Origin of the sequence: Pseudomonas sp. O230 (assembly GCF_045447035.1) — a bacterium.
Classification (GTDB): domain Bacteria; phylum Pseudomonadota; class Gammaproteobacteria; order Pseudomonadales; family Pseudomonadaceae; genus Aquipseudomonas.
Window position 1 is genome coordinate 205,950 of the sequence record NZ_JBJGXN010000003.1, and the last position, 24,692, is coordinate 230,641.

A 24,692-nucleotide genomic window follows, 5' to 3' on the forward strand; every position below is an offset into this window, starting at 1 on the left:
AGCACTGGTTAGGAAGGTCGAGTGGAATTACGATTCTGCAAGACTGGAAAGCACTTAGTTTGTAGTCCTTCAAGGGTACAGATTAACAAGGCGCCCGTAGCTCAGCTGGATAGAGCATCCGCCTTCTAAGCGGATGGTCGCAGGTTCGAGTCCTGCCGGGTGCGCCATTAGGCAGCTTTGGCACAAGTAACGCGATATGGTGGGCGTAGCTCAGTTGGTAGAGCACGGGATTGTGACTCCCGTTGTCGTGGGTTCGATCCCCATCGTCCACCCCATATTTCGAAAGGCGCCAGATTAACAGTCTGGCGCCTTTGCTTTAACGGCTACACGCGGATGTGGTGGAATTGGTAGACACACTGGATTTAGGTTCCAGCGCCGCGAGGCGTAAGAGTTCGAGTCTCTTCATCCGCACCAAATAAAGCTTCATTCAAGCCGCAGGCTTGGTTGGGGCTCAACAAAGAAGTTGTTTGGCTTCTTTGTTACGCAATATGGTGGGCGTAGCTCAGTTGGTAGAGCACGGGATTGTGACTCCCGTTGTCGTGGGTTCGATCCCCATCGTCCACCCCATATTTCGAAAGGCGCCAGATTTAACAGTCTGGCGCCTTTTTTGTTTTAGTGGTTTGAGTGTTCCGCGACTGCAGGTTCTGGGTCGCAGGCGCAGGGCGTTTCGTCGTATTTTTGTTTCTCGATGATGCCGTGCTGCCCGTCGGTCTTGCTCGCAAGATTGGCTGCCAGGGCGATTACCGGCAACCGCTTCTATATATAGAAGGGTTGGCGCAGAGCCCTGGCATGATTGGCTGTATTTGCCACCGGGGCGAGATGCATTCGTGCATTCACCCCTATAAATTGCCTGCTGCGTTGTTACCCGTTTTCAGTAGGGTGACTTCTTGAGTTTGACCTACTAGAATGCATGCCCTTGATTCTGGGGTCGGAAACGGCCGGCCAACGTCTGTGCAACGAGGAATATCCATGCAAGTTTCTGTTGAAAATACTTCTGCTCTTGAGCGCCGCATGAGCATCACCGTGCCGGCTGAGCGCATCGAGACTCAGGTCAACAAGCGTCTGCAGCAGACCGCCCAAAAGGCCAAGATCGCTGGTTTCCGTCCAGGCAAAGTGCCGATGAGCGAAATCAAGCGCCGTTTTGGTGCTGATGCACGTCAGGAAGCTGTCGGCGACGTCATCCAGTCCTCTTTCTACGAAGCAGTCGTTGAGCAAAAGCTGAACCCGGCTGGCGCTCCTTCGATTGAACCGAAATCCCTGGAAGCTGGCAAAGACCTGGAATACGTCGCGATTTTCGAAGTGTTCCCTGAGTTCACCGTTGCCGGTTTCGAAGGCATTACCGTTGAGCGCCTGAGCGCTGACGTGGCTGACGCAGATCTGGACAAAATGCTGGACGTGCTGCGCAAGCAGAACACCCGTTTTGAAGTGGCCGATCGCGCCGCTCAGAACGACGACCAACTGAACATCGATTTCGTCGGCAAGGTCGACGGTGAAGTGTTCGCCGGTGGTTCCGCCAAAGGCACTCAGCTGGTTCTGGGTTCCGGCCGCATGATCCCTGGTTTCGAAGACGGTCTGGTTGGCGCCAAGGCTGGTGAAGAACGCGTTCTGAACCTGACCTTCCCAGAGGACTATCAGAATCTTGACCTGGCGGGTAAAACCGCTGAGTTCACCGTGACTGTGAACACTGTTTCCGAGCCAAAACTGCCAGAGCTGAACGAAGAGTTCTTCGCTCAATTCGGCATCAAGGAAACCGGCCTGGAAGGCTTCCGCGCCGAAGTTCGCAAGAATATGGAGCGCGAACTGCGTCAGGCGATCAAATCCAAGGTCAAGAATCAGGTAATGGACGGTCTGCTGGCCACCAACCCGATTGAAGTGCCAAAGGCTCTACTGTCCAACGAAGTTGACCGTCTGCGTGTGCAGGCTGTTCAGCAGTTCGGCGGCAACATCAAGCCTGATCAACTGCCGGCCGAGCTGTTCGAAGAACAAGCCAAGCGTCGCGTTGTTCTGGGTCTGATCGTGGCTGAAGTGGTCAAGCAGTTCGACCTCAAGCCTGACGAAGCCCGTGTTCGCGAAATGATCCAGGAAATGGCTTCGGCTTACCAAGAGCCAGAGCAGGTTGTGTCTTGGTACTACAAGAACGACCAGCAACTGAACGAAGTCCGTTCGGTTGTGCTGGAAGAACAAGTTGTGGATACTGTTCTGCAGAAAGCTAGCGTGACCGATAAATCGGTCTCTTACGAAGAAGCGGTCAAGCCGGTAGAAGCTCCACAAGCCGACTGATCTTTTTTGCGGTAAGAAGCACACACCATAAGCCAGCCTTCGTGCTGGCTTATGCGTATTCAAGACATAACTATTTGGGAGTGACTGCAGAGCATGTTCCGTAATTCGTATATTCAGCAGAACTCTGATATCCAGGCCGCTGGCGGCCTGGTCCCGATGGTTGTCGAGCAGTCCGCTCGTGGCGAGCGCGCCTACGATATTTACTCGCGTCTTCTCAAGGAGCGAGTGATCTTTCTGGTTGGCCCGGTAGAGGACTACATGGCCAACCTGATTTGTGCGCAACTGCTGTTCCTTGAAGCGGAAAACCCGGACAAGGACATCCATCTCTATATCAACTCCCCGGGCGGTTCGGTGACGGCGGGTATGTCGATCTACGACACCATGCAATTCATCAAGCCAAACGTGTCGACCACCTGTATCGGTCAGGCGTGCAGCATGGGCGCATTCCTGCTGACAGCCGGTGCCCCTGGCAAGCGTTTCTGCCTGCCGAACTCACGCGTGATGATTCACCAGCCACTGGGCGGTTTCCAGGGGCAGGCATCGGATATCGAAATTCATGCCAAGGAAATCCTCTTCATTCGTGAGCGTCTCAACACTCTGATGGCCAAGCATAGCGGGCACACTCTTGAAGAGATCGAGCGTGATACCAACCGCGATAATTTCATGAGTGCAGAAGCCGCGCGTGAGTACGGGTTGATCGATGAAGTGATCAGCCAGCGCCCCGCTTAAAATAAGCAGCTCAAAATAAGGTGGGTCGGCTGGTCCGATCACTTGCGGGCTTGAAAAAGCCCGCAATAGCCTTCATCTTGTGTTGCAAGCCTATCGGATTTGGATCGAACGAATGACTGACACCCGCAACGGCGAGGACAACGGCAAGCTGCTCTATTGCTCCTTCTGTGGCAAAAGCCAGCATGAAGTACGCAAGTTGATTGCCGGCCCCTCGGTCTTTATCTGCGACGAGTGCGTCGACCTGTGCAATGACATCATCCGTGAGGAGGTGCAGGAAGCCCAGGCCGAAAGCAGCGCGCATAAATTGCCTTCGCCTAAAGAAATCAGCGGCATCCTTGATCAGTACGTAATTGGTCAGGAACGTGCGAAAAAGGTTCTGGCCGTAGCGGTGTATAACCACTACAAACGCCTGAACCAGCGTGACAAAAAGAATGACGACGTCGAACTCGGCAAGAGCAACATATTGCTGATCGGCCCGACAGGCTCGGGTAAAACCCTGCTTGCCGAAACACTGGCCCGCTTGCTGAACGTTCCGTTCACCATCGCTGACGCAACCACCCTCACCGAGGCCGGTTACGTGGGTGAAGATGTCGAGAACATCATTCAGAAGCTGCTGCAGAAGTGCGATTACGACGTGGAAAAAGCCCAGATGGGCATTGTCTACATCGATGAGATCGACAAGATCTCGCGCAAGTCTGACAACCCGTCGATCACCCGGGACGTTTCCGGTGAAGGCGTGCAGCAGGCCCTGCTCAAGTTGATCGAAGGCACGGTTGCTTCCGTTCCGCCTCAAGGTGGTCGCAAGCATCCGCAGCAGGAATTCCTTCAGGTCGACACCCGTAACATTCTGTTCATCTGCGGCGGTGCGTTCTCCGGTCTGGAAAAGGTTATTCAAAACCGTTCCACCAAGGGCGGGATCGGTTTCAACGCAGAAGTGCGCAGCAAGGAAGAAGGCAAGAAAGTCGGTGAATCCCTGCGTGAAGTCGAGCCTGACGATCTGGTCAAGTTCGGTCTGATCCCGGAATTCGTCGGTCGTCTGCCGGTCCTCGCCACGCTGGACGAGCTTGATGAGGCTGCACTGATGCAGATCCTCACCGAGCCGAAAAATGCTCTGACCAAACAGTACGCCAAACTGTTCGAGATGGAAGGCGTGGACCTGGAATTCCGGGCCGACGCACTGAAATCGGTCGCCAAACGTGCCCTGGAACGCAAGACCGGTGCCCGTGGACTGCGCTCGATTCTCGAAGGTGTATTGCTCGACACTATGTATGAGATCCCCTCGCAGTCCGAGGTGAGTAAAGTAGTGATCGATGAAAGCGTTATAGAAGGCAAGTCCAAGCCACTGTATATCTACGAAAACAGTGAGCCGGCAGCCAAGGCCGCGCCAGACGCTTAAGCGTCACGCAGCTGGAATAAAGAAGGGGCCTTCGGGCCCCTTTGCTTTTGGGAGCTGGCCTGTCGGATCGCCGCACCGCAGCGATGGCGGCCTGACAGCTGACCATTTTCTCAAGCTTCTTCAGGCTGCGACCTTTTACTGCTTTTATGCGCTTGTTTTTTTCTAAACAAGCCCCCATCTTGGTTTCAAGCTTACTTCCATCTGTTTACGGCCTTATGGCCGCCGTAGAGGCGAAATCATGAAGACAACCATCGAATTGCCTCTCCTGCCATTGCGTGATGTTGTGGTTTATCCGCACATGGTTATCCCGCTGTTCGTGGGGCGCGAGAAATCCATCGAAGCCCTCGAGGCAGCGATGACGGGCGATAAGCAGATCCTTCTGCTGGCTCAGAGAAACCCTGCTGACGACGATCCCGGTGAAGATGCACTTTATCGCGTAGGTACGATTGCTACCGTACTGCAGTTGCTCAAGCTGCCTGACGGCACAGTCAAGGTTTTGGTCGAAGGTGAGCAGCGGGGCGCCGTGGAGCGCTTCAGCGAAGTGGACGGCCACTGCCGTGCCGAAGTCTCATTGATCGACGAAGTCGACGCGCCTGAGCGCGAGTCGGAAGTGTTTGTCCGCAGCCTGCTGGCTCAGTTCGAACAATATGTGCAGTTGGGCAAGAAAGTCCCCGCTGAGGTTCTGTCGTCGCTCAACAGCATCGACGAGCCAGGCCGCCTGGTCGACACCATGGCCGCGCACATGGCCCTGAAGATCGAGCAGAAGCAGGAAATCCTCGAAATCATCGATTTGTCGGCCCGGGTCGAGCACGTCCTGGCGTTGCTGGATGCCGAGATCGATTTGCTGCAGGTCGAAAAACGCATTCGCGGCCGCGTTAAAAAACAAATGGAGCGCAGTCAGCGCGAGTACTACCTGAATGAGCAGATGAAGGCCATTCAGAAAGAGCTCGGCGACAGCGACGAAGGCCACAACGAAATCGAAGAGCTGAAAAAGCGCATCGATGCCGCTGGCCTGCCGAAAGATGCCTTGGCCAAGGCCCAGGGAGAACTGAACAAGCTCAAACAAATGTCGCCAATGTCTGCGGAAGCGACCGTGGTGCGTTCGTACATCGACTGGCTGGTTCAGGTGCCGTGGAAGGCTCAGAGTAAAGTGCGTCTGGACCTGGCACGTGCAGAAGACATCCTCGACGCCGACCACTACGGTCTGGAAGAAGTCAAAGAGCGGATTCTCGAATACCTCGCCGTGCAAAAACGCGTGAAGAAGATTCGTGGTCCGGTGTTGTGCCTGGTCGGTCCTCCAGGTGTGGGTAAAACCTCGCTGGCGGAGTCGATTGCTCACGCCACCAACCGTAAATTCGTGCGCATGGCCCTCGGTGGTGTGCGTGATGAAGCGGAAATTCGTGGACATCGCCGGACTTATATCGGTTCGATGCCAGGAAGATTGATTCAAAAGATGACAAAAGTGGGTGTGCGCAACCCGCTGTTCCTGCTCGATGAAATCGACAAAATGGGCAGCGACATGCGTGGCGATCCAGCATCGGCGTTGCTGGAAGTGCTCGATCCGGAGCAGAACCACAACTTCAACGATCACTATCTGGAAGTCGATTACGACCTGTCCGATGTGATGTTCCTGTGCACCTCTAACTCGATGAATATTCCGCCGGCGCTGCTCGACCGGATGGAAGTGATTCGTCTGCCGGGTTACACCGAAGACGAGAAGATCAACATTGCCGTCAAATATCTTTCGCCGAAGCAGATCACGGCCAACGGTTTGAAGAAAGGCGAGCTGGAATTCGATGCCGAAGCGATCCGCGACATCATCCGCTACTACACCCGCGAAGCCGGTGTACGTGGGCTGGAGCGCCAGATTGCCAAGGTTTGCCGCAAGGCGGTCAAAGAGCATGCAATGGAAAAACGCTTCTCGGTGAAGGTCACTGCCGAGATGCTGGAGCACTTCCTGGGCGTGCGTAAATTCCGTTATGGCCTGGCTGAATCGCAGGATCAGATTGGTCAGGTGACGGGGCTGGCATGGACTCAGGTGGGCGGCGAATTACTGACCATCGAAGCTGCTGTCGTGCCGGGCAAAGGCCAGTTGATCAAGACCGGTTCGCTGGGGGACGTGATGGTCGAATCGATCACTGCTGCCTTGACCGTTGTCCGCAGCCGCGCGAAGAGCTTGGGGATTCCCCTGGACTTCCACGAGAAGCGCGACACGCACATCCACATGCCGGAAGGGGCAACCCCGAAGGACGGCCCTAGCGCCGGTGTAGGCATGTGCACGGCGCTGGTGTCGGCATTGACCGGGATTCCCGTGCGCGCTGACGTGGCCATGACGGGTGAAATCACCTTGCGCGGTCAAGTGCTGGCGATTGGCGGCCTGAAAGAAAAACTGCTTGCTGCCCACCGTGGCGGGATCAAGACGGTGATCATTCCTGAAGAGAACGTACGCGATCTGAAGGAAATTCCCGACAATATCAAGCAAGATCTGCAGATTAAACCGGTTAAATGGATTGACGAGGTCCTGCAAATTGCGCTGCAATACGCGCCGGAGCCCTTGCCCGATGTCGCTCCGGAGATAGTTGCAAAGGATGAAAAACGCGAGTCTGACTCTAAGGAAAGAATTAGCACGCATTAGTACGCATTTGCCTGGGGGGCTTGTTGACAGCTTTTTAGAGCCCTTGTTATAAAGCGGCTCTTAAGTGTCTGTAGGCCATTCAGCACTCGTTTTTGCTTTCACCAAAAAACTTAGAATCATACTCAAATAGATATAAGGGGACTTAGAGTGAACAAGTCGGAACTGATTGATGCTATCGCTGCATCCGCTGATATCCCGAAAGCTGCTGCTGGCCGTGCGCTGGACGCTGTAATCGAATCCGTCACTGGCGCTCTCAAGGCTGGCGACTCTGTTGTTCTGGTTGGTTTCGGTACTTTCTCCGTGACTGATCGTCCAGCTCGCATTGGTCGTAACCCACAGACCGGTAAGACGCTGGAAATCGCAGCAGCCAAAAAACCAGGTTTCAAAGCCGGTAAAGCACTGAAAGAAGCTGTCAACTAAGTTCGATTCAGGTTTTTGCCTATCCGGGTCGGGGTCATGCCTGACCTGGCAGCGGAGCGGTAGTCCAGTCGGCAGGTTGCCGGTCCGAGACACTGAGGGTCGCAAGTTCGAACCCTTGGTCCGCTCCGCCAGTTACGAGAAGGCGCATCCTCGGATGCGCCTTTCTTCTATCCGGATTCTACCCACGCTCCACGGTTGCCTAATTTTGAAGTTCAACCGTTTCTGGGGGACGCATGCTGCAGAATATCAGGGACAATTCACAAGGCTGGATTGCCAAGACCATTATTGGGGTCATCGTTGCACTGATGGCTTTGACCGGTTTCGACGCCATTTTTCAAGCCACCACCCATCGTAACGATGCGGCCAAGGTCAACGGCGAAGAAATCAGCCAGAACGAGCTGAGCCAGGCGGTCGATATGCAACGCCGTCAACTCATGCAACAGCTGGGCAAGGACTTCGATGCTTCCTTGCTCGACGAAAAAATGCTGCGCGAATCGGCTCTTAAAGGCTTGATCGACCGCAAACTGCTGCTGCAAGGCGCAGAAAACTCGAAATTCGCTTTTTCCGAAGCGGCTTTGGATCAGGTGATCCTGCAAACCCCTGAATTCCAGGTGGACGGCAAGTTCAGCTCCGAGCGTTTCGATCAGGTAATTCGTCAGCTCGGCTACAGCCGCATGCAATTCCGCCAGATGCTGGCTCAGGAAATGCTGATCGGTCAGTTGCGCGCGGGCCTGGCAGGCAGCGGTTTCGTCACCGACGCACAGGTGCTGGCCTTCGCCCGTCTGGAAAAACAGACCCGCGATATCGCTACCCTGAACGTCAAGGCTGACCCGGCGGCTGTGAAGCTGACCGACGATGAGGTCAAGGCCTACTACGACGAGCACGCCAAGGAATTCATGACGCCGGATCAGGTGATCATTGATTACCTCGAACTGAAGAAGTCTTCCTTCTTTGATCAGGTCGCGGTGAAAGACGAAGACCTGCAAGCGGCGTATCAGAAAGAAATCGCCAATCTGTCCGAGCAACGTCGGGCGGCGCACATTCTGATCGAAGTGAACGACAAGGTGACCGAGGCGCAAGCCAAGGCCAAGATCGAAGACGTTCAGGCCCGCCTGGCCAAAGGCGAGAAGTTCGAGGCCCTGGCCAAGGAATTCTCCCAGGACCCGGGTTCGGCGAACAACGGCGGCGACCTCGGTTACGCAGGTCCGGGCGTCTACGATCCAGCGTTCGAAACCGCGTTGTATGCGTTGACCAAGGATCAGGTTTCGGCCCCGGTTCGCACTGACTTCGGTTTCCACCTGATCAAGCTGCTGGGTGTCGAGGCGCCGGAAGTTCCGACCTTGGCCAGCCTGAAAGACAAGCTGACCAAAGAGCTTAAAGCCCAGCAGGTCGAGCAGCGTTTCGTCGAGGCAACCAAGCAATTGGAAGACTCGTCGTTCGAATCTTCCGATCTGGCCCAGCCGGCACAGGACCTGAAACTGACCGTTCACACCTCCAAGCCGTTCGGCCGGGAAGGTGGCGACGGCGTTGCCGCCAACCGTGCGGTGATCACCGCCGCGTTCAGTCCTGAAGTGCTGGATGAGGGTGCCAACAGCACCGCCATCGAACTCGATCCGGAAACCGTGATCGTGTTGCGCGCCAAGGAACACCGGAAGCCTGCACAATTGCCGCTGGAAAGCGTGTCTGCCGCCATCCGTGGGCAATTGGCCAAGGAGCACGCCAGTGCTGCCGCCAAGACCAAGGCTGATGAGCTGATCGCCAGCCTGCGTGAGGGCAAGGCGCCGCTGGACAAGGCGATTGACGGTCAGAGCTGGAAAGTCACCGCCGCAGCGACGCGTGCTCAGGAAGGGATTGACCCGACTGTGCTGCAAGCGCTGTTCCGCATGCCGAAACCGGTTGCCAAAGACAAGCCGACCTTCAGCAGTGTCACCCTGGCCGATGGTAGCCTGGTGATCGTGCGCCTGAACGGCGTCAACGAAGCCGCTGCACCGACCGAAGAAGAGAAGGCTCAATACCGTCGCTTCCTCGCCTCGCGCATCGGCCAGCAAGACTTTGCGGCTTACCGCAAACAGTTGGAAGCGGAAGCGGACATCAAGCGTTTCTGATGCCTGATTGAGTTTCCCGCGACATAAAGACCCCGGCTGAAAGGCCGGGGTTTTTTGTGGGCGTGAGAAAGTTTTACAGGCGCTGTCCGTCGCTTGGGGTGTTTTTCGAACGACTTTTTCCTGTCAATGGCAGTCATTACACTTGTAACTGTTTCAAGACACTAATCGGTGCGACGCTAAGCATCGATCTGTTGCACAATACGCCCCGGACCGTTTTCTTCAGGATGTTCAATGTTTAAATCATTTTCCGTGCGGGTTGCGGGGCTGGCGTTGATGCTGGCCGTCGCGGCCGGTTGCTCGTCGAAAAAAGCCCCGATCTATGAGCATGAGAATTTCGACGACTCCGGAACGTTTTCGCGCAATTACCCAGTGACCGATGCGCAGAGCTGCGAAGCCGCTCGTCGCGCGTTGCTCAGCCAGGGCTACATCATCACCAGCAGCGATCCGAAACTGATCAGTGGTCACAAGAGCTTCCAGCAGACCGGTGAGACCCACATGGAGATCAGCTTCAGCGTGGTTTGTGCCGATGATGGCAGCGAAGGCCATCACGCGACCATGTTCGCCAACGCTTTGCAGGATCGCTATGCGCTGAAGAAGACCAACAACTCCGCCAGCCTCGGTGTTGGCGTGTTGGGTTCGGTATCGATGCCGATCGGCTCGTCCGACGACTCGATGGTCAAGGTCGCCAGCGAAACCGTTTCGTCGTCGAAGTTCTATGAGCGCTTCTTCACCCTGGTGGAGTTGTTCCTGCCGCCGGAAGCGAAAAAAGCCGCGCACATCGTCGAGAAGCCGAAAACCGATCTGGGCGTACCTGAAACCAAGGCTGTACCTGCTCCGTTAGTGCCAACTTCGGCACCGCCCGCGGAACCAGCTCCAGCACCGGCAGCCGAGCCTGCACCGGCACCCGCTGCGGAACCGGTTGCACCGCCGCCTGAGCCCGCACCGGTTGCCCCGGCCGAGAATGCCGAATCGGCGCCGTCGACCGAAAACGTCACGCCACCGGCGCCGTCGAATTTGCCTCCGCCGAGCGAACCGATTCACGCCATGCCTGTCACCAGCCAGTAATCGCTGACTGACGTTCCGGGATCGGCTCGCAGCCCATCGATCCCGGAACAGTGTTGAAGATTGACCCGCATCAACCAGGCCACATTCCTACGGCCTGTATCGAAAAAATCCTGTGATAAATTCCTGACCACCTGCTACGTTTTATTCAGTAGCGACGAAGCGTCGTGCCTGCGTCATTTTTCTTTCACGCAGGCACTTTATGCTCAAGGAGCTGGTCATTTATTCAGGCGCTTTTTCAATGAACTGCGGGGGATGCAAAATGGACGATTATCAAGAAGAACTGCTCGAGTTTCAGGCATTTGAACTCGACCCGCTGGAACCGGCCGAAGACGCTACCGAGTTGTAAGCGTCAGGCCAATTGGCGGTGACTGCGGCGAAACTCGCCGGGTGTCTGACCGCTCAAGCGTTTGAAAGCACGTTGAAACGCTTCGGCTGAGGCAAAGCCCAGCAGGTAGGCGATTTCACCGAACGCCAGTTCGGTGTCACGAATGTAGGTCATGGCCAGGTCGCGACGAGTGTCGTTGAGAATTGCACGAAACTGCGTGCCTTCCTCGGCGAGTTTGCGGCGCAAGGTCCAGGTAGGCAGCTTAAGGCGTGCCGCCACTTCTTCCAGGTCGGGTTCCCGGCCACCATTGAGCAACGGCCCCAGCAACTGAGTGATGCGTTCACGCAGGCTGCGGGTGCGTGTCAGCTGTTCCAGTTCCCGTTCGCACAGTTGCAGCAAATGTCGCCACGTACTCGGGCAGTGCAGCGGGTTGCGCTGGGCGAGGCTGGCCAGGCTCAGACGTAGTTGATTCTGTTCGGCGCCGAACTGGATCGGACAATCGCCCAGCACCGCATAAGACTCTCGGTAATCCGGTTCTTCGAACTCGATCTCGATGCGCTCAGCGCTCAAGGGAATGGGGCTGACGCTGGACAATTGTTGCAGCCAGCCGGCGATGATCGAGTCCACCACGAAGCGGTTATAGGCGTTGTAAGGACTGATGGAATAGAACCGCAGCCAGGCGCCCCGGGCGTCTTCGTGAAAGCTTGATTGGCCACGATAGTTGGAGCCGTACAAGGCTTCGAAGCGAATCAGACAACGCGCTGCTTCGCGCACTGTCGGCGCCTGCGCGGCAGTAACCCCGGCGAGGCCGGCCTGGCTCAGACGGCTGAGCTGGCCCATGCGCAAACCCAATGCCGGGTCAGCGGTCAGTTGGATGGCACCATGCCCCAGGCGCATGTAGCGCGGGATCGACAGCCGGGCGCAGGCTTCGCCAAGCCGGGCAGGGTCGAGGCCATACTGGTCGAGCAGGGGTTGAGGATCGATGCCGTGACTGCGCACCGCGTCGGCCAGGCTATGAACAAAGCCCACCGACAGATCGCCCAGACGCATCGGCAACGGTTTCATGAGTCACAACCAAAGATTCAGCAGGCGCGCGCCACGGACATTTCCACCGGCGAAATGCTGCCCGTTGCGGCTGAGAAAGCTTTGCCCGGCGCTGCCCTGATCCCAGAATTGCCCGCGCAGGAACACGCTCATGCCAGCGATGGCCTGGCTGCTGGGCGGTTGAGCGGTCAGCGTGAGGCGATGCCAGGCTTGACCTTCGCTCAGTTCGCCAGCCTTGAGACTGACGGAACCGGGTGTCGATAAACCCTTGTAGCCGCGCCATGGCTTGTCCCAGGTTCCGCGACCGATGACAAACGCCGGCACCGCAACCAATTGCGCGCCCTGATTGTCGAGTTTGCGGTAGTTGTCCGGGTACCAGCTGTCGCTGCCGATCAGCACGCCCAGGCGTCCGGCCGGGGTGTCGACGACGTTGAGCGTGTGTTCGCCATTGGCTTCGATCACATCTTTTTCATCGAAGATCGGGTGCATCTGCCGCTGTGGCTGGCCAATCGGCAGGCCGTCGCGGCCGAACACCACGCTGCTGTTGTACAGCGCACCACTTCCGATTTTCAGAGTGCCGTCGATGATGCTCGGCGCGGGTAGCACGATGGAGCCCGCCACCAGCGTCACGTGAAACTCCTTAGCCAGACCACCAAACAGCGCCTGGTAGTCCTTGGCCATGCTCTTGGCTTTCATGCGCAGGTGCGCATCGTCGAGGCGGTTGTCACCCTTGGCGCTGATCAACGCGCGGATGAACTTCAGCGGGTTGCTTACCGCCAGCCAGTTCATGGCTTCCTTGAGCGTGGTGGCCTGATACAACTCGTCTTTCTCGCCGCTGACCATCAGCCAGGTGCCGACATGTTCAGGCAGCACGACGATGGTTTTTTCATTCAACAGGCCCTGTTCCTGGGCTTTTTGCAAATAGGCCGCGAGTTTGCGGTGCAAGCGTTCAGGGCTTTGGTAGTCGGTGGGAAACAGTTCGGGCTGGATGCCCAGAAGATTGCCACGATCGGCAGGCAGGCCCTGATCGATGGCGAGATCGATACGCAGGTCCGACAGATAATGACCCGCCGGACGATCCGCGGCCCACATGGCGTAGGTTGTCAGGACGGCAATCAATGCCAGGGAGAAAGACAGGTACAGAAGTTTGCGCATGGGAAAACAGTCGACGGCCGTGTGCAGGGTTCGCTGACTAGGGTAGGGCCCATGCCGGCGCTTGCCAAGCGCTGCTGCGCATTTTGATCATTAAGTTGTCAGTTACGGCCATTGAGTGGCTGGGTGACTGCTCATAGTCTGTTACACATGGCAGAGGGGCGCCAAAGAGCGCCCACACTTTTTCCGTGATCGCTCGTTGTGGAGTTACCGATGACCGCCGCTCATTACCCGCACCTGTTGGCTCCGTTGGACCTGGGTTTTACCACGTTGCGCAACCGCACCCTGATGGGGTCGATGCACACCGGTCTTGAGGAAAAGCCCGGCGGCTTCGAACGCATGGCCGCCTTCTTCGCCGAGCGCGCCCGTGGCGGCGTCGGCCTGATGGTGACTGGCGGTATCGGCCCTAACGATGAAGGCGGCGTGTATTCCGGCGCGGCCAAGCTGACCACCCTCGATGAAGCACTCAAGCATCAGATCGTGACCCGCGCGGTGCATGAGGCGGGCGGCAAGATCTGCATGCAGATTCTGCATGCCGGCCGTTATGCCTACAGCCCGAAGCAAGTCGCGCCGAGCGCCATTCAGGCGCCGATCAACCCGTTCAAGCCCAAAGAGCTGGACGAGGAAGGCATCGAGAAGCAGATCAGCGATTTCGTCACCTGCTCGACCCTGGCGCAAACCGCCGAGTACGACGGCGTCGAGATCATGGGCTCCGAAGGTTATTTCATTAACCAGTTCCTCGCGGCGCACACCAATCACCGCACCGACCGCTGGGGCGGCAGCTACGAAAATCGCATGCGTCTGCCGGTGGAAATCGTTCGCCGGGTACGTGAAGCGGTCGGTCCGAACTTCATCATTATTTTCCGCCTGTCGATGCTCGACCTGGTGGAAGGCGGCAGCACCTGGGAAGAAATCGTGACCCTGGCCAAGGCCATCGAGCAGGCCGGTGCAACCCTCATCAACACCGGTATCGGCTGGCACGAAGCGCGGATTCCGACCATCGCCACCAAAGTGCCGCGTGGCGCGTTCAGCAAAGTCACCGCCAAACTGCGCGGTTCGGTGAGCATTCCGCTGATCACCACCAACCGCATCAACACCCCGGAAGTGGCTGAGCAGATTCTCGCCGAAGGCGATGCCGACATGGTTTCCATGGCGCGGCCGTTCCTGGCCGACGCCGACTTCGTCAACAAGGCCGCCGCTGGCCGTGCGGATGAAATCAACACCTGTATCGGTTGCAACCAGGCGTGCCTGGATCACACCTTTGGCGGCAAGTTGACCACTTGCCTGGTCAACCCGCGCGCCTGTCACGAGACCGAACTCAACTACCTGCCGGTGCAGCAGATCAAGAAAATCGCCGTGGTCGGTGCTGGCCCTGCGGGTCTGTCCGCTGCGACCGTGGCTGCCGAGCGCGGTCATCAAGTGACGCTGTTCGATTCGGCCAGTGAAATCGGCGGTCAGTTCAACATCGCCAAGCGTGTGCCGGGCAAGGAAGAGTTCTTTGAAACCCTGCGTTACTTCAATCGCAAGTTGCAAACCACCAATGTCGAGGTCTGCCTGAACACCCGCGTCGACGTGGCGAAACTGGTGGAAGGCGGTTACGACGAGATCATCCTCGCCACCGGTATCGCACCGCGTGTACCGGCGATCCCGGGCGTCGAGAACGCCAAGGTATTGAGCTACCTGGACGTGATCCTCGAGCGTAAACCGGTGGGCAAACGGGTCGCCGTGATCGGTGCGGGCGGGATTGGTTTCGACGTGTCCGAATTCCTGGTGCATCAGGGCGTAGCCACCAGCCTTGACCGTGACGCGTTCTGGAAAGAGTGGGGCATCGACACGCACCTTGAAGCGCGCGGTGGTGTCGCCGGCATCAAGGCTGAACCTCATGCACCGGCCCGTGAAGTGTTCCTGCTGCAACGCAAGAAATCCAAGGTCGGCGACGGCCTGGGCAAGACCACCGGCTGGATTCACCGCACCGGTCTGAAGAACAAGCAGGTGCAGATGCTCAACAGCGTTGAATACCTGAAGATCGACGACGAAGGTTTGCACATCCGCATCGGCGAAACCGGTGAGCCGCAAGTGCTGCCAGTGGACAACATCGTGATCTGCGCCGGGCAAGATCCGTTGCGCGAGTTGCAGGACGGGTTGGTCGCGGCCGGGCAGAACGTGCATCTGATTGGCGGCGCGGACGTGGCGGCGGAGCTGGATGCGAAGCGGGCGATCAACCAGGGTTCGCGGTTGGCTGCGCAGTTGTAACAGCAGGCCAAGCGTGCCAATGGCTATCGCGAGCAAGCTCGCTCCCACCTGATCGGCGTCGTTCACGCAATTGCGGATCGGCGCTAACCCAGTGGGAGCGGCGGTGCGACGGTTCGACTTGCCCGCGAAGGCGTCCTCAAGGCTGCTAAGATGCCGGCTCTTTACCCAGAGCCGGCATCGATGCGTCTCCCTCCCAGTGACTGGCTTCCCCAAGCCCCGCTCGATCTTCTGCAGCTTGATTGGCTAACCCGATCAGGCATCGAAGTCGCCATCCTGCGCCTCGACCAGATCGACCCGCTGATCAGCGGCAACAAATGGTTCAAGCTCATCGAACACCTCAAAGCCGCTGACCTCGCCGGTGCCGAAGGCGTCATCAGTCTCGGCGGTGCTCATTCCAATCATCTGCATGCACTGGCTGCTGCCGGCAAACGCTTCGGTTTCACCACCGTTGGGTTACTGCGCGGTCATCCGCAGGACACGCCCACCGTGATGGACTTGCGGGCGTTCGGCATGCAGTTGCACTGGCTGGGTTACGGCGGATATCGCGCGCGGCACGACGCGAATTTCTGGGAACCCTGGCGGGTGCAATACCCTGATCTGCTTCCGGTGCCCGAAGGTGGCGGCGGATTGCCGGGCGCAAAGGGCTGCATGCGGTTGAAGGTGATGGTCAGTGAGCAACTGAAGGGTCTGGGCTGGAGCGGCTACGACGGCTGGTGGCTGGCTTGCGGAACCGGCACCACACTGGCCGGCCTGGTGCTGGCCGAGGCGGGGGATCATCCGGTTTATGGCGCGCTGGCGGTGCCCGACGATCATGGCGTGGCGCAGCAAGTCGCATCGATTGTGCAGGAGGCCGGCTTGCACCAGCCGGTCTACGAACTGTTCGACGCCAGTCGTGGTGCCTTCGCCAAAGTCGATCCACTGTTACTCGAGTTCATTACGCAAACCGAACAGGCCTGCGGCATTCCCCTTGAACCGTTGTATACGGGCAAAGCGTTGCTGGCGCTCAAACAGCAGGTTGAACACGGCAGATTCGCAGAGGGCACGCGCCTGATCTTCATCCACACCGGCGGCTTGCAGGGCCGCCGCGGGTTTCAATAAAAGGCGTTCAGCCGCGTTTGGGCATCATCCGCAGCAACGTGTTGTCGCCCACCACATAGTGGTGATAAATCCCCGCCACGGCGTGCAGCCCGATCAGCCAGTAACCGATGGTGCCGCCGAGCACATGCCAGCCTTCGATTTGCCTGGCCAGCGCCTTGTCCTCCGAGACCAGCAGCGGCAGATCAAAGCCATAGAACATCACCTGATGCCCCTTGGCGCTGGTGACCAGCCAACCCAGAATCGGCATGGCGATCATGAAAATGTACAGCGCCCAGTGCATCAATTTTGCCAGTACTGTCTGCCAGTGCGGCGAGGCGGGAAAGATCTGCGGCGCCGGGCCGAGGCTGCGCGCGAACAGCCGCAACCACACCAGCACAAACACCGTCAGACCGAGCATGAAATGCGTTTCGGTGATCAGCGCCCGGCCACCACTGCCTTTTGGAAAGATCCCGCGAAATTCGATGCAGGCGTAAACCAGTATCAGCAAGACCAGCATCAACCAATGCAGCGTGATCGATACGGTGCTGTAGCGTGAGTCGGAATTCTTCCAGGGCATACGGCGTTCCTCACAGGTCGGGTCAGGCCACCGTTCTTGGTCGACGGTGTGCTTTAACTGTAAGCCTGTTTTGGTCTGTTTGCCTGCGGCTATTTGGCTTCCCTACGCGCCGCGTACGCTGTAGGCGCAAGCTTGCTCGCGATGGTGGTCTTCCATTCAGCATCTGTACCGAATGACAGGACCTCATCGTGAGCAAGCTTGCTCCTGCAGGGGGAGGGGGGTGAATCAGTTGGTTTGCGGCATCTCGCCGTTGGCCAGACGCTGGTTGATGTCGGCGATCACTGCCGGCAAATCGGTGATGGTGTCGATCATGTAGTGCGGGCGCGAGCCCTCGAACAGTGCGTGGATACGCTTGCGTTCGCTGGCCAGTTGCTCGCTGTCGAGGGCGCGATAACCTTCGTAGTCCAGGCCCAGCGCGTTGCCCGAGCAGATCAGCGCCACGGTCCACATGCCGGCGCGACGCCCTTCAAGAATGCCGGGCACGGTGTCGTCGATCTTCACACAAGCGGCGACATCGTCGATGCCCAGGGCGATGACATTGGCCAAGGCCTGCGCCGGCCATGGGCGACCGTTAGGCACTTCGTCGGTGGCGACCACGTGATCGGCGACGTAACCCCTGGTGGCGGCCAGTTCGACGACTTTGTCCATGACCTGTTTCGGGTAGCCGGAGCACGAGCCGATCTTGATCCCTTGCGCACGCAGGTTGGCGATGGTGTCCAGCGCGCCCGGAATCAGTGCCGAGTGCTCGGCGATTTTCTCGATCTGCAGCGGCATGAAGCGTTGGTAGATGGCCGTGACGTCATCGTCGGTCGGCGTGCGGCCGAACGCCTTGCGATAACGTTCGGCGACGGCCGGCTGATCGCACAGGGTGCGGATGTGATCCCACTTGCCCATGCCCATCGGGCCACGGGCTTCTTCGATGGAGACCTGGACGTCAAATTCAGCGAAGGCTTCGACAAAAATCTGCGTCGGCGCGAAGGAGCCGAAGTCGACTACGGTGCCGGCCCAGTCGAGGATGGCGGCCTGGAGTTTGGTTGGGTTTGTGTAGTTCATGGTGATCAAATTCCTTTAGAAAACTGGCTAGTGGAGGACAGCTTTTACTGTGGGAGCGGGCTTGCCCGCGAAGAGGTCGTGTCAGTCGACATCTATGGCGAATGTCAGACCGCTATCGCGGGCAAGCCCGCTCCCACAGGGGAAGGCGGTGTGGTTTAGATCTCTAACACTTCCATCTCGCGCAACACCTCGGCAATCGCCGCCACCGCCGCGTGCATCTCGGCCTGGTTGACGTGGCCGATGCAGCCGACGCGGAAGGTTTCGACCTGGGTCAATTTGCCGGGGTAGAGGATGAAACCCTTGGCCTTGACGCGTTCGTAGAACTCCTTGAACTGGTAGCGCGGGTCTTTCGGCGCGTGGAAGGTGACGATGATCGGCGCCTGGATCGCGGCGGGCAGGAAGCTGCGCAAGCCGAGTTTGGCCATGTCATCGAGCAACACTTTGCAGTTGTCGGCGTAGCGCTGATGCCGCGCCGGCAAACCGCCTTCTTCGTTGTATTGCAGCAGGGCTTCGTGCAGCGCCGCGACCACGTGGGTCGGTGGGGTGAAGCGCCATTGGCCGGTCTTGGCCATGTAGGTGTGCTGGTCGAACAGGTCCATCGCCAGCGAGTGCGAGTTGCCGGCGGCATTCGCCAGCGCGTCTTTGCGAGCGAAGACAAACCCCATCCCCGGCACACCTTCCAGGCATTTGCCCGAAGCGGCAATCAGCGCATCGAACGGCACCTGCTGCGCATCCACCGGCAACGCGCCGAAGGAGCTCATGGCATCAATGATCAGGCGTTTGCCGTGTTGCGCGATGACTTGAGCGATTTCCGGCAACGGGTTGAGGATGCCGGTGCTGGTTTCGCAGTGAATCAGCGCGACGTGGGTAATGTGGGCGTCGGCCCGCAGCAGACGGTCAACGTCGGCGGCGGTGGTCGGTTCGTCTTCGGCGGTTTCAAAGGTGCTGACTGAGCGGCCGAGCACTTCGCAGATTTTCGCCAGGCGTTTGCCGTAGGCGCCGTTGATCAGCACCAGGACTTTGCCGTCGCGAGGCACCAGGGTGCCGATTGCCGCTTCGACCGCGAAGGTGCCGCTGCCTTGCAGGGGCACACAGTGGTGGCTGGCACCGCCGTTGATGATCGCCAGCAGTTGCTCGCAGAGGCTGGCGGTCAGTTGATTGAAGCGATCATCCCATGAACCCCAATCGACCATCATCGCCTGGCGGGTGCGGGCCGATGTCGTCAACGGGCCAGGGGTGAGCAGGATGGGTTCGGCAGTACTCATTCGCGTGTCCTCGCAATCGATGGGATGAAGCTACGGGGCTTAAATTGCAATTTGCCGTGCTATCAATCAAATTGTTTGTTGTTATGCCAGCCATCAGTGAGAGTTATTCATGAACCTGTTCCAGCTCCGCGCCTTCGACGCGGTGGCCCGCGAGGGCAGCTTCACCCGGGCCGCCGCGCGACTGTTCATCAGCCAACCGGCGGTCACCGGGCACATCAAGGCGTTGGAGGAGCACTACCAGATCACCTTGCTGCGGCGCACCGCGCGACGGGTGGAACTGACGGAGGAGGGCACCAAACTCGCAGCGATCACCCGGGCGATGTTTGGCCTGGCCGAAGAAGCTCAAGTGATGCTGGAAGCCAATCGGCAATTGCTCACCGGGCGTCTGGAAGTGGCGGCGGACGGGCCGCACATGGTCATGCCGATGCTCGCGAGCCTGCGCGCGCGGTATCCGGGGATCACCGTGAACCTGCGCCTGGGCAATGCACAGGAAACCCTGGCGGCGCTGTTATCGGAACATGCCGATGTGGCGGTGTTGACCGAAGTCGAGCCGCGCAAGGGTTTGCATTTGCAGGCGCTGAGCGAGTCGCGGATTTGTGCGCTGGTGCCGGCGGGGCATCCTTGGGCGCAGCGTTCGAAAGGGGTGCCGCTGAAGGAACTGGATCAGATGATCATGGTGTTGCGCGAACCGAATTCGATCACCCGGCGCACGTTCGATGAGGCTTGCGTCCAGGCCAAGGTGAACCCGCGAGTGTTGCTGGAACTGGACAGTCGTGAGGCGGTGACCGAAGCCGTCGCGGCGCAGTTGGGGGTTGGCGTGGTGTCATCGGTGGAGGTCAGCCATGACCCACGGGTGGCGGCGGTGCCGATTCTGGGTGACGGCCTGGTCAATCGGCATATGATCGGATGCATGGAGCGGCGGCGGGATTTGCGCTTGATCCAGGCGTTTTTCGGGTTGGCGCCAGGTCGATAGACCGAGGTGCGGCAATCGCTGGCAAGCCAGCTCCCACAGGGATTTGCGTCGTACACAAAATAGGTGGTCGCCATAGATCCTGTGGGAGCGGGCTCGCCCGCGATGAGGCCGGACCGGCCTACACCAGACTCTCGCGAACCATCTCCAGGAACGTCGCCACCACGGGCGTCGGCCACGGCATCTGGATGTGCGCCTGGCGAAGTTTGCGGCGGCGGCAGGCAAGGCGGACAAGGGCTGATCAGGCCTGACGGTTGATCAGCCAATCGAGCAGCAGCCGGTCATCGCCGCGTGGTTGTCGGGTGGTTCGAGGCGCTGGCGGATGGCTCGCCGTCGCGCATAACACCGGGCGGTCTGGGTCGCTGTCGAGAAAACTGATGAGCACCTCGGTGCCGGCGACCGGCAGCCTCGCCGGATCGATCCGACCGTCCGCTGTGGCGAGGGCCAGGGGTAGCCAAAAGCCGACGGATTCATCGTTATCGGACGTTTGGGTGGGCCACAGCCTGACCTGTATCCGGCCGTGTTCATCCAGCACCGCAGGCTGGCCGACAGGGCCGAGCACCCGCGCCGTCTGCAAGCCCGGAATGCCGGGCCTGGCATGGCTCAGCGCGGGGCGGAACACTGTTGACCACGGAATAGCGGTGAACCGATTGCTGTAACGACGAGTCATGTCGGTGGTGGTCCCCGCGAGCATCGACAGCTGCTGGCCCTGGTGACGGAGTTCGGTCAGCAGCCATTGATCGTTGAAGTTCGGCAACGGATGTTCCGACACTTGCACGATACGGCCGCTGCGCAATTCACTTTGGTCGCTTTGACCCTGTATCTGCCGATGCCGGCAGCGCAGCCGCTCGAGTATTCGGCGGCTGAGTTGTTCGCGATCGAGCGGTGGTGGGGCGGGGCGGGTGGTGAGCGGGGGCGAGTTATGTCGCTGGAACAGTTCGTTGATGACGGGCCCGTCTGCGTGCTTGGGCGTGTCGCCATGAAACGGCGTCAGCAGCGGTTCCTGGGGGAAGCTCAGGCTGTCATCCGCCAGCACCAGCACATGGCCGTTGCGTTGATGTTCGAAGTGATAGTGGATGCCTTCCTCTTCGCAGAGGCGTTGCAGGAACGTCAGGTCGCTCTCGTCGAACTGAATGCAAAACGGCCTGACGGGGTAGCGCCCGTTCGGCAGCTCCAGACGATAGCTGTCTGCGGGGACGGCGTTTTCTGCGAGTAACTGGCGCAGGATTGCCGGTACATTGAGTTGATGAAACACCCGGCGACAACGTTGCCGGTCGAGGTTTTGCAACCAAGGCACCACCACCAGCCTGTACCCGATCCAGTGCGGACCGCGATGTTCGTGGCTGGCGCTGTGGACGATGCCATGAACACCAAGGCCTTGCGTCAGGCTGAGGAACACCGGTTGTTGCAACAAATGATCCGGGTTCATCGCCGGCAACAGGCCGATCACTTCGATGTCGAATCGGTAGGGCTGGTTGAGGGCTTCACGGCCATTGAACTGAACCACCTGCCAACTCAAATCACTGTCCAGCAGTGTCAGGGTGAAGGGACTTTCCTTGTCGTTGTGCATCGTTCGCGCTTCTGCCTTGGAGTACGGGTACAAAGGGTACGAAACGATGGCCCTTTGTGGTCACCGCAAACCGACGTTTCAGAATCGCCCTACAACCAGCGGTGAAGATGTCGATTCGACAGGATGGATTTTTTGGTCGATTGCCAACTTTAGGCCGTATAAACTTGCGCAAAGCGTCGGCCAATAGATGTCTCGGCGCCACAGATAGAGAGTGAGTAATGGGCGCACAGTGGAAGGTTAAACACAAAGAAGCGGCGTCTAACGCCAAGGGCAAGATCTTCGGCAAACTGGTGAAAGAAATCACCATTGCTGCGCGCAACGGTGCCGATATTGCCACCAACGCACATTTGCGTCTGGTGGTTGAACAGGCGAAAAAGGCCTCGATGCCCCGCGAAACCCTGGAACGTGCGATCAAGAAAGGCTCCGGCCAGCTCGGCGAAACCGTGCAATACCATCGCGTGACCTACGAAGGGTTCGCGCCGCACCAGGTGCCGCTGATCGTTGAATGCGTGACCGACAATATCAACCGTACCGTCGCAGAAATCCGCGTCGCGTTCCGCAAGGGCCAGCTCGGTGCTTCCGGTTCCGTCGCCTGGGACTTTGACCATGTGGGCATGATCGAGGCGTCCCCGGACAGCCCGGATGCCGATCCGGAAATGGCCGCTATCGAAGCGGGCGCACAGGATTTCGAACCTGGCGAAGAGGGCGCGACCCTGTTCATCACCGAAGCGTCCGATCTGGATTCGGTGCAGAAAGCCTTGCCCGAGCAGGGTTTCACCGTGTTGTCGGCGAAGCTGGGCTACAAGCCGAAGAACCCGGTCAGCGGCCTGAGCGACGAACAGATGGCTGAAGTCGAAGCGTTCCTGGAAGGCCTCGACAACCACGATGACGTGCAGGACATGTTTGTCGGGTTGGCGGGTTAACCCTCAAAAAACATCGCAACCTGCGGCTTAGGCAGAATTTCGGATGTATCTGTAGGCTCTGTCGCAGGCTGCGATTTCTTCTTTGCTATCACCCGGTTTAGCGCCCGCTAGACCGTCTCCCTGACCTCCACCAATTGCCCCAACCGGCTGCGCGTGCGCGCCAGGTCGATGGCATCGCCACCCAGGCTTTCGCGCAACGAGCACTGGCCCAGCAGGATCAGGTGCTTGTCCTGATCGTACAGAACGTCCACCAGATTGATGAAGCGCTGCTGCGCTGCGATTGAGCAGTCGGCGAGGTTGGGCAGTTTGTCGATGATCCAGTGGTCGAAACGCCGGCACAACTCCAGGTAATCCATGACCGCGGTGGGGTGGTCGCACAGATCGCCGAAAGTGAAACCGATGGTTCGTCCTGCGCAATATCGGGCAGGAAGATGTCGGCTGCCGACGGGCAAAGGAATGGCCGGCGCGTCGGGCTCGGGCAGTTTCAGTGCCTGGCGTTGCGCCAATGTGGCCGGCCAGACGTAGTGCCCCTGAGTAAATAGCTGCTGGGCGTGGGCTCTCGCCTGGCTGCGATAGTCATGCGGGCCGCCGACCTCCATGACCTGCATGCGCGCGTTGATCAAGTCGATCACCGGTTTGAAACGTGCGTGGTAGAGCGGGTTCGGCAGCAAGCCTTCGGGTGGGTAATTGGAGGTCACCAACAGCAGGATGTCTCGGCGGAACAGGGCCTTGAACAGCCGTGTGATCAGCATGGCGTCGCCGATGTCATGGACGTGAAACTCGTCGAAACACAGCACCCGGCAATCGCTCAGCAAATCGTCGAGGGTCGTCGCCAGCGCATCCGGGTGATCGCGATGACGGAACATGCCCTGGTGCAGTCGAGCGAAAAACTCATGGAAGTGCAGGCGCTGTTTTTCCGCGATCGGCAGTGCCTGGAAAAAACCGTCGAGCAACCAGCTCTTGCCGCGCCCCACAGCCCCATACAGATACAGGCCCGGCAGCGGTTTCGCCGAAGTGCCGAGCAGTGCTGCGGCGTGATTCGCCATGCAGTCGATCACACGCTGCTGGCTGTGGCTGAGGGTATACCCCTGTGCGTGCGCCTTGTGCCGGAAGTAGTCGTGGACCACGCGCCCCAGCGCTGAATGAGTGGCGGAGGCAGTCGATGCCTTGCCGAAGAGACGGCGCAGCGCGGGCCAGCGTGGTGTGAATCGCGAACGGTTGGGCGGTCGAACGGCCACTGATGTCACCCCGTAATCTTCAGGCAGGCTCCCCGAGCTGCGGCGGCGTAGTGTAACCAATGCGGTAAATTGGCTTCCAGTTGTGTCGACAGGTACGGGACGCAAAACGGGCGGTACTGGAGGTGAGGTTTGGACTCTGTCAGTTAGCCGGGCTCGCTCCCACAGGTTTTGTTGCGTTTGATCGATCAGCGAACTACCGCTCGATACTCCGATTCCACCGCGCATTCCACGCCGGGCGCTGTTCGTTGACCTGGTTCCAATCGATGGCAATCGCCGTTGTCAGATACTGCTTCATCGCCTCGACCTGGCCACGGGTTTTCTCAGTGGTCGGGGTATTCGGGTTGGACGGGATCTGGTCGCCATCTTCAAGCGCAGCGGCTTGCGCCTCGGGGGTCAGCAGAAACGCGGCGAGTTTCTGCGCCAGTTCCGGTTGGGTGTTATTGGCGATGGCAGATCTATCGGCGGCAACCGGCGAACTTCCGCGCGCGGTTTCGACCAGCAGCACCGGGCGCACACCATGCGCCACCAGCGTCTGCGCCGCACGAATCCCGGCCGCCCCACCACCGACTTTATCCCCCCCTGTAGGCGCTGGCTTGCCAGCGATGAGGCCCACAC

19 protein-coding genes, 4 tRNA genes and 1 pseudogene are annotated in these 24,692 nt (G+C 58.8%); 16 read left to right on the forward strand and 8 right to left on the reverse strand.

Going from position 1 to position 24,692, the window contains the following annotated elements; all coding sequences use genetic code 11:
- Positions 1-90 precede the first annotated feature (90 nt).
- From ACI77H_RS07315 to ACI77H_RS07370, 12 genes are all read left to right on the forward strand, one after another.
- Positions 91-167: transfer RNA gene (locus ACI77H_RS07315), tRNA-Arg, on the forward strand.
- 32 nt (positions 168-199) lie between these two features.
- Positions 200-275, forward strand: a tRNA-His gene (locus tag ACI77H_RS07320).
- A gap of 54 nt (positions 276-329) precedes the next feature.
- Positions 330-414, forward strand: a tRNA-Leu gene (locus ACI77H_RS07325).
- Between the two features lie 77 nt (positions 415-491).
- Positions 492-567, forward strand: a tRNA-His gene (locus ACI77H_RS07330).
- A 402-nt stretch (positions 568-969) separates the two neighbouring features.
- Positions 970-2,280: a trigger factor gene (gene tig, locus ACI77H_RS07335; protein ID WP_214377369.1), complete on the forward strand. Its 1,311-nt coding sequence runs from the start codon at positions 970-972 to the stop codon at positions 2,278-2,280.
- Positions 2,281-2,373: 93 nt separating this feature from the next.
- Positions 2,374-3,009 (forward strand): ATP-dependent Clp endopeptidase proteolytic subunit ClpP, encoded by a 636-nt coding sequence (clpP, locus tag ACI77H_RS07340; RefSeq protein WP_054053844.1) that lies wholly within the window; start codon positions 2,374-2,376, stop codon positions 3,007-3,009.
- A 112-nt stretch (positions 3,010-3,121) separates the two neighbouring features.
- On the forward strand, positions 3,122-4,405 hold the full coding sequence (gene clpX / locus ACI77H_RS07345; protein WP_007946893.1) for an ATP-dependent Clp protease ATP-binding subunit ClpX: 1,284 nt from the start codon (positions 3,122-3,124) through the stop codon (positions 4,403-4,405).
- A 238-nt stretch (positions 4,406-4,643) separates the two neighbouring features.
- On the forward strand, positions 4,644-7,040 hold the full coding sequence (gene lon / locus ACI77H_RS07350; protein WP_027926069.1) for an endopeptidase La: 2,397 nt from the start codon (positions 4,644-4,646) through the stop codon (positions 7,038-7,040).
- A gap of 147 nt (positions 7,041-7,187) precedes the next feature.
- Positions 7,188-7,460 (forward strand): HU family DNA-binding protein, encoded by a 273-nt coding sequence (locus tag ACI77H_RS07355; RefSeq protein WP_002552737.1) that lies wholly within the window; start codon positions 7,188-7,190, stop codon positions 7,458-7,460.
- 233 nt (positions 7,461-7,693) lie between these two features.
- Entirely contained in the window at positions 7,694-9,565 is a 1,872-nt protein-coding gene (locus ACI77H_RS07360) for a SurA N-terminal domain-containing protein (RefSeq protein ID WP_407011233.1), read from the forward strand.
- Positions 9,566-9,796: 231 nt separating this feature from the next.
- Positions 9,797-10,630: a DUF2242 domain-containing protein gene (locus tag ACI77H_RS07365; protein WP_407011234.1), complete on the forward strand. Its 834-nt coding sequence runs from the start codon at positions 9,797-9,799 to the stop codon at positions 10,628-10,630.
- Positions 10,631-10,829: 199 nt separating this feature from the next.
- Complete coding sequence (locus ACI77H_RS07370) at positions 10,830-10,976, forward strand: hypothetical protein (RefSeq protein WP_407011235.1); 147 nt, start codon at positions 10,830-10,832, stop codon at positions 10,974-10,976.
- Positions 10,977-10,979: 3 nt separating this feature from the next.
- Here ACI77H_RS07370 and ACI77H_RS07375 read toward each other — a convergent pair whose 3' ends face one another.
- The gene (locus ACI77H_RS07375) at positions 10,980-12,020 is read right to left on the reverse strand and encodes an AraC family transcriptional regulator (RefSeq protein WP_407011236.1); all 1,041 of its coding nucleotides are present in this window, start codon (positions 12,018-12,020) and stop codon (positions 10,980-10,982) included.
- Positions 12,021-12,023: 3 nt separating this feature from the next.
- On the reverse strand, positions 12,024-13,154 hold the full coding sequence (locus ACI77H_RS07380) for a carbon-nitrogen hydrolase family protein (RefSeq protein WP_407011238.1): 1,131 nt from the start codon (positions 13,152-13,154) through the stop codon (positions 12,024-12,026).
- Positions 13,155-13,364: 210 nt separating this feature from the next.
- On the opposite strand from ACI77H_RS07380, the gene ACI77H_RS07385 reads away from it, so the two are divergent.
- Both ACI77H_RS07385 and ACI77H_RS07390 read left to right on the forward strand, forming a co-directional pair.
- Positions 13,365-15,404, forward strand: a complete 2,040-nt coding sequence (locus ACI77H_RS07385) for an FAD-dependent oxidoreductase (RefSeq protein ID WP_407011240.1) — start codon at positions 13,365-13,367, stop codon at positions 15,402-15,404.
- 180 nt (positions 15,405-15,584) lie between these two features.
- Complete coding sequence (locus ACI77H_RS07390; RefSeq protein ID WP_407011242.1) at positions 15,585-16,502, forward strand: 1-aminocyclopropane-1-carboxylate deaminase/D-cysteine desulfhydrase; 918 nt, start codon at positions 15,585-15,587, stop codon at positions 16,500-16,502.
- Positions 16,503-16,509: 7 nt separating this feature from the next.
- Here the strand turns inward: ACI77H_RS07390 and ACI77H_RS07395 are convergent, their stop codons facing one another.
- From ACI77H_RS07395 to ACI77H_RS07405, 3 genes are all read right to left on the reverse strand, one after another.
- Positions 16,510-17,058 carry a cytochrome b gene (locus tag ACI77H_RS07395; protein WP_407011243.1) on the reverse strand — a complete coding sequence of 183 codons (549 nt, stop codon included), beginning with the start codon at positions 17,056-17,058 and terminating at the stop codon, positions 16,510-16,512.
- 225 nt (positions 17,059-17,283) lie between these two features.
- A complete protein-coding gene (gene phnX / locus ACI77H_RS07400) occupies positions 17,284-18,111 on the reverse strand; it encodes a phosphonoacetaldehyde hydrolase (RefSeq protein WP_407011245.1) in 828 nt (275 codons plus the stop codon).
- 155 nt (positions 18,112-18,266) lie between these two features.
- The gene (locus tag ACI77H_RS07405) at positions 18,267-19,376 is read right to left on the reverse strand and encodes a 2-aminoethylphosphonate--pyruvate transaminase (protein WP_407011246.1); all 1,110 of its coding nucleotides are present in this window, start codon (positions 19,374-19,376) and stop codon (positions 18,267-18,269) included.
- Between the two features lie 109 nt (positions 19,377-19,485).
- Between ACI77H_RS07405 and ACI77H_RS07410 the strand changes: the two genes are divergently transcribed.
- Complete coding sequence (locus ACI77H_RS07410) at positions 19,486-20,349, forward strand: LysR substrate-binding domain-containing protein (RefSeq protein ID WP_407011248.1); 864 nt, start codon at positions 19,486-19,488, stop codon at positions 20,347-20,349.
- 238 nt (positions 20,350-20,587) lie between these two features.
- Here ACI77H_RS07410 and ACI77H_RS07415 read toward each other — a convergent pair whose 3' ends face one another.
- Positions 20,588-21,916, reverse strand: a complete 1,329-nt coding sequence (locus tag ACI77H_RS07415; protein WP_407011249.1) for a type VI secretion system Vgr family protein — start codon at positions 21,914-21,916, stop codon at positions 20,588-20,590.
- A 218-nt stretch (positions 21,917-22,134) separates the two neighbouring features.
- Between ACI77H_RS07415 and ACI77H_RS07420 the strand changes: the two genes are divergently transcribed.
- On the forward strand, positions 22,135-22,839 hold the full coding sequence (locus ACI77H_RS07420) for a YebC/PmpR family DNA-binding transcriptional regulator (RefSeq protein WP_407011250.1): 705 nt from the start codon (positions 22,135-22,137) through the stop codon (positions 22,837-22,839).
- Positions 22,840-22,946: 107 nt separating this feature from the next.
- Here the strand turns inward: ACI77H_RS07420 and zapE are convergent, their stop codons facing one another.
- Together zapE and ACI77H_RS07430 are read right to left on the reverse strand one after the other, a co-directional pair.
- Positions 22,947-24,077 carry a cell division protein ZapE gene (gene zapE / locus ACI77H_RS07425; protein ID WP_407011252.1) on the reverse strand — a complete coding sequence of 377 codons (1,131 nt, stop codon included), beginning with the start codon at positions 24,075-24,077 and terminating at the stop codon, positions 22,947-22,949.
- 193 nt (positions 24,078-24,270) lie between these two features.
- A pseudogene (locus ACI77H_RS07430) lies at positions 24,271-24,531 on the reverse strand (ABC transporter substrate-binding protein); the annotation flags it as partial.
- Positions 24,532-24,692: the final 161 nt, after the last annotated feature.

Excerpts from the sequence above, each read along its gene's own strand:
- ACI77H_RS07410 (WP_407011248.1), top strand. The coding sequence starts at position 19,486 with ATGAACCTGTTCCAGCTCCGCGCCTTCGACGCGGTGGCCCGCGAGGGC.
- clpP (WP_054053844.1), top strand. The coding sequence starts at position 2,374 with ATGTTCCGTAATTCGTATATTCAGCAGAACTCTGATATCCAGGCCGCT.
- ACI77H_RS07415 (WP_407011249.1), bottom strand. The coding sequence starts at position 21,916 with ATGCACAACGACAAGGAAAGTCCCTTCACCCTGACACTGCTGGACAGT.
- tig (WP_214377369.1), top strand. The coding sequence starts at position 970 with ATGCAAGTTTCTGTTGAAAATACTTCTGCTCTTGAGCGCCGCATGAGC.
- ACI77H_RS07380 (WP_407011238.1), bottom strand. The coding sequence starts at position 13,154 with ATGCGCAAACTTCTGTACCTGTCTTTCTCCCTGGCATTGATTGCCGTC.
- clpX (WP_007946893.1), top strand. The coding sequence starts at position 3,122 with ATGACTGACACCCGCAACGGCGAGGACAACGGCAAGCTGCTCTATTGC.
- ACI77H_RS07370 (WP_407011235.1), top strand. The coding sequence starts at position 10,830 with ATGCTCAAGGAGCTGGTCATTTATTCAGGCGCTTTTTCAATGAACTGC.
- ACI77H_RS07420 (WP_407011250.1), top strand. The coding sequence starts at position 22,135 with ATGGGCGCACAGTGGAAGGTTAAACACAAAGAAGCGGCGTCTAACGCC.
- ACI77H_RS07360 (WP_407011233.1), top strand. The coding sequence starts at position 7,694 with ATGCTGCAGAATATCAGGGACAATTCACAAGGCTGGATTGCCAAGACC.
- lon (WP_027926069.1), top strand. The coding sequence starts at position 4,644 with ATGAAGACAACCATCGAATTGCCTCTCCTGCCATTGCGTGATGTTGTG.
- ACI77H_RS07375 (WP_407011236.1), bottom strand. The coding sequence starts at position 12,020 with ATGAAACCGTTGCCGATGCGTCTGGGCGATCTGTCGGTGGGCTTTGTT.
- ACI77H_RS07405 (WP_407011246.1), bottom strand. The coding sequence starts at position 19,376 with ATGAGTACTGCCGAACCCATCCTGCTCACCCCTGGCCCGTTGACGACA.
- ACI77H_RS07385 (WP_407011240.1), top strand. The coding sequence starts at position 13,365 with ATGACCGCCGCTCATTACCCGCACCTGTTGGCTCCGTTGGACCTGGGT.
- ACI77H_RS07395 (WP_407011243.1), bottom strand. The coding sequence starts at position 17,058 with ATGCCCTGGAAGAATTCCGACTCACGCTACAGCACCGTATCGATCACG.
- ACI77H_RS07365 (WP_407011234.1), top strand. The coding sequence starts at position 9,797 with ATGTTTAAATCATTTTCCGTGCGGGTTGCGGGGCTGGCGTTGATGCTG.
- phnX (WP_407011245.1), bottom strand. The coding sequence starts at position 18,111 with ATGAACTACACAAACCCAACCAAACTCCAGGCCGCCATCCTCGACTGG.
- ACI77H_RS07390 (WP_407011242.1), top strand. The coding sequence starts at position 15,585 with ATGCGTCTCCCTCCCAGTGACTGGCTTCCCCAAGCCCCGCTCGATCTT.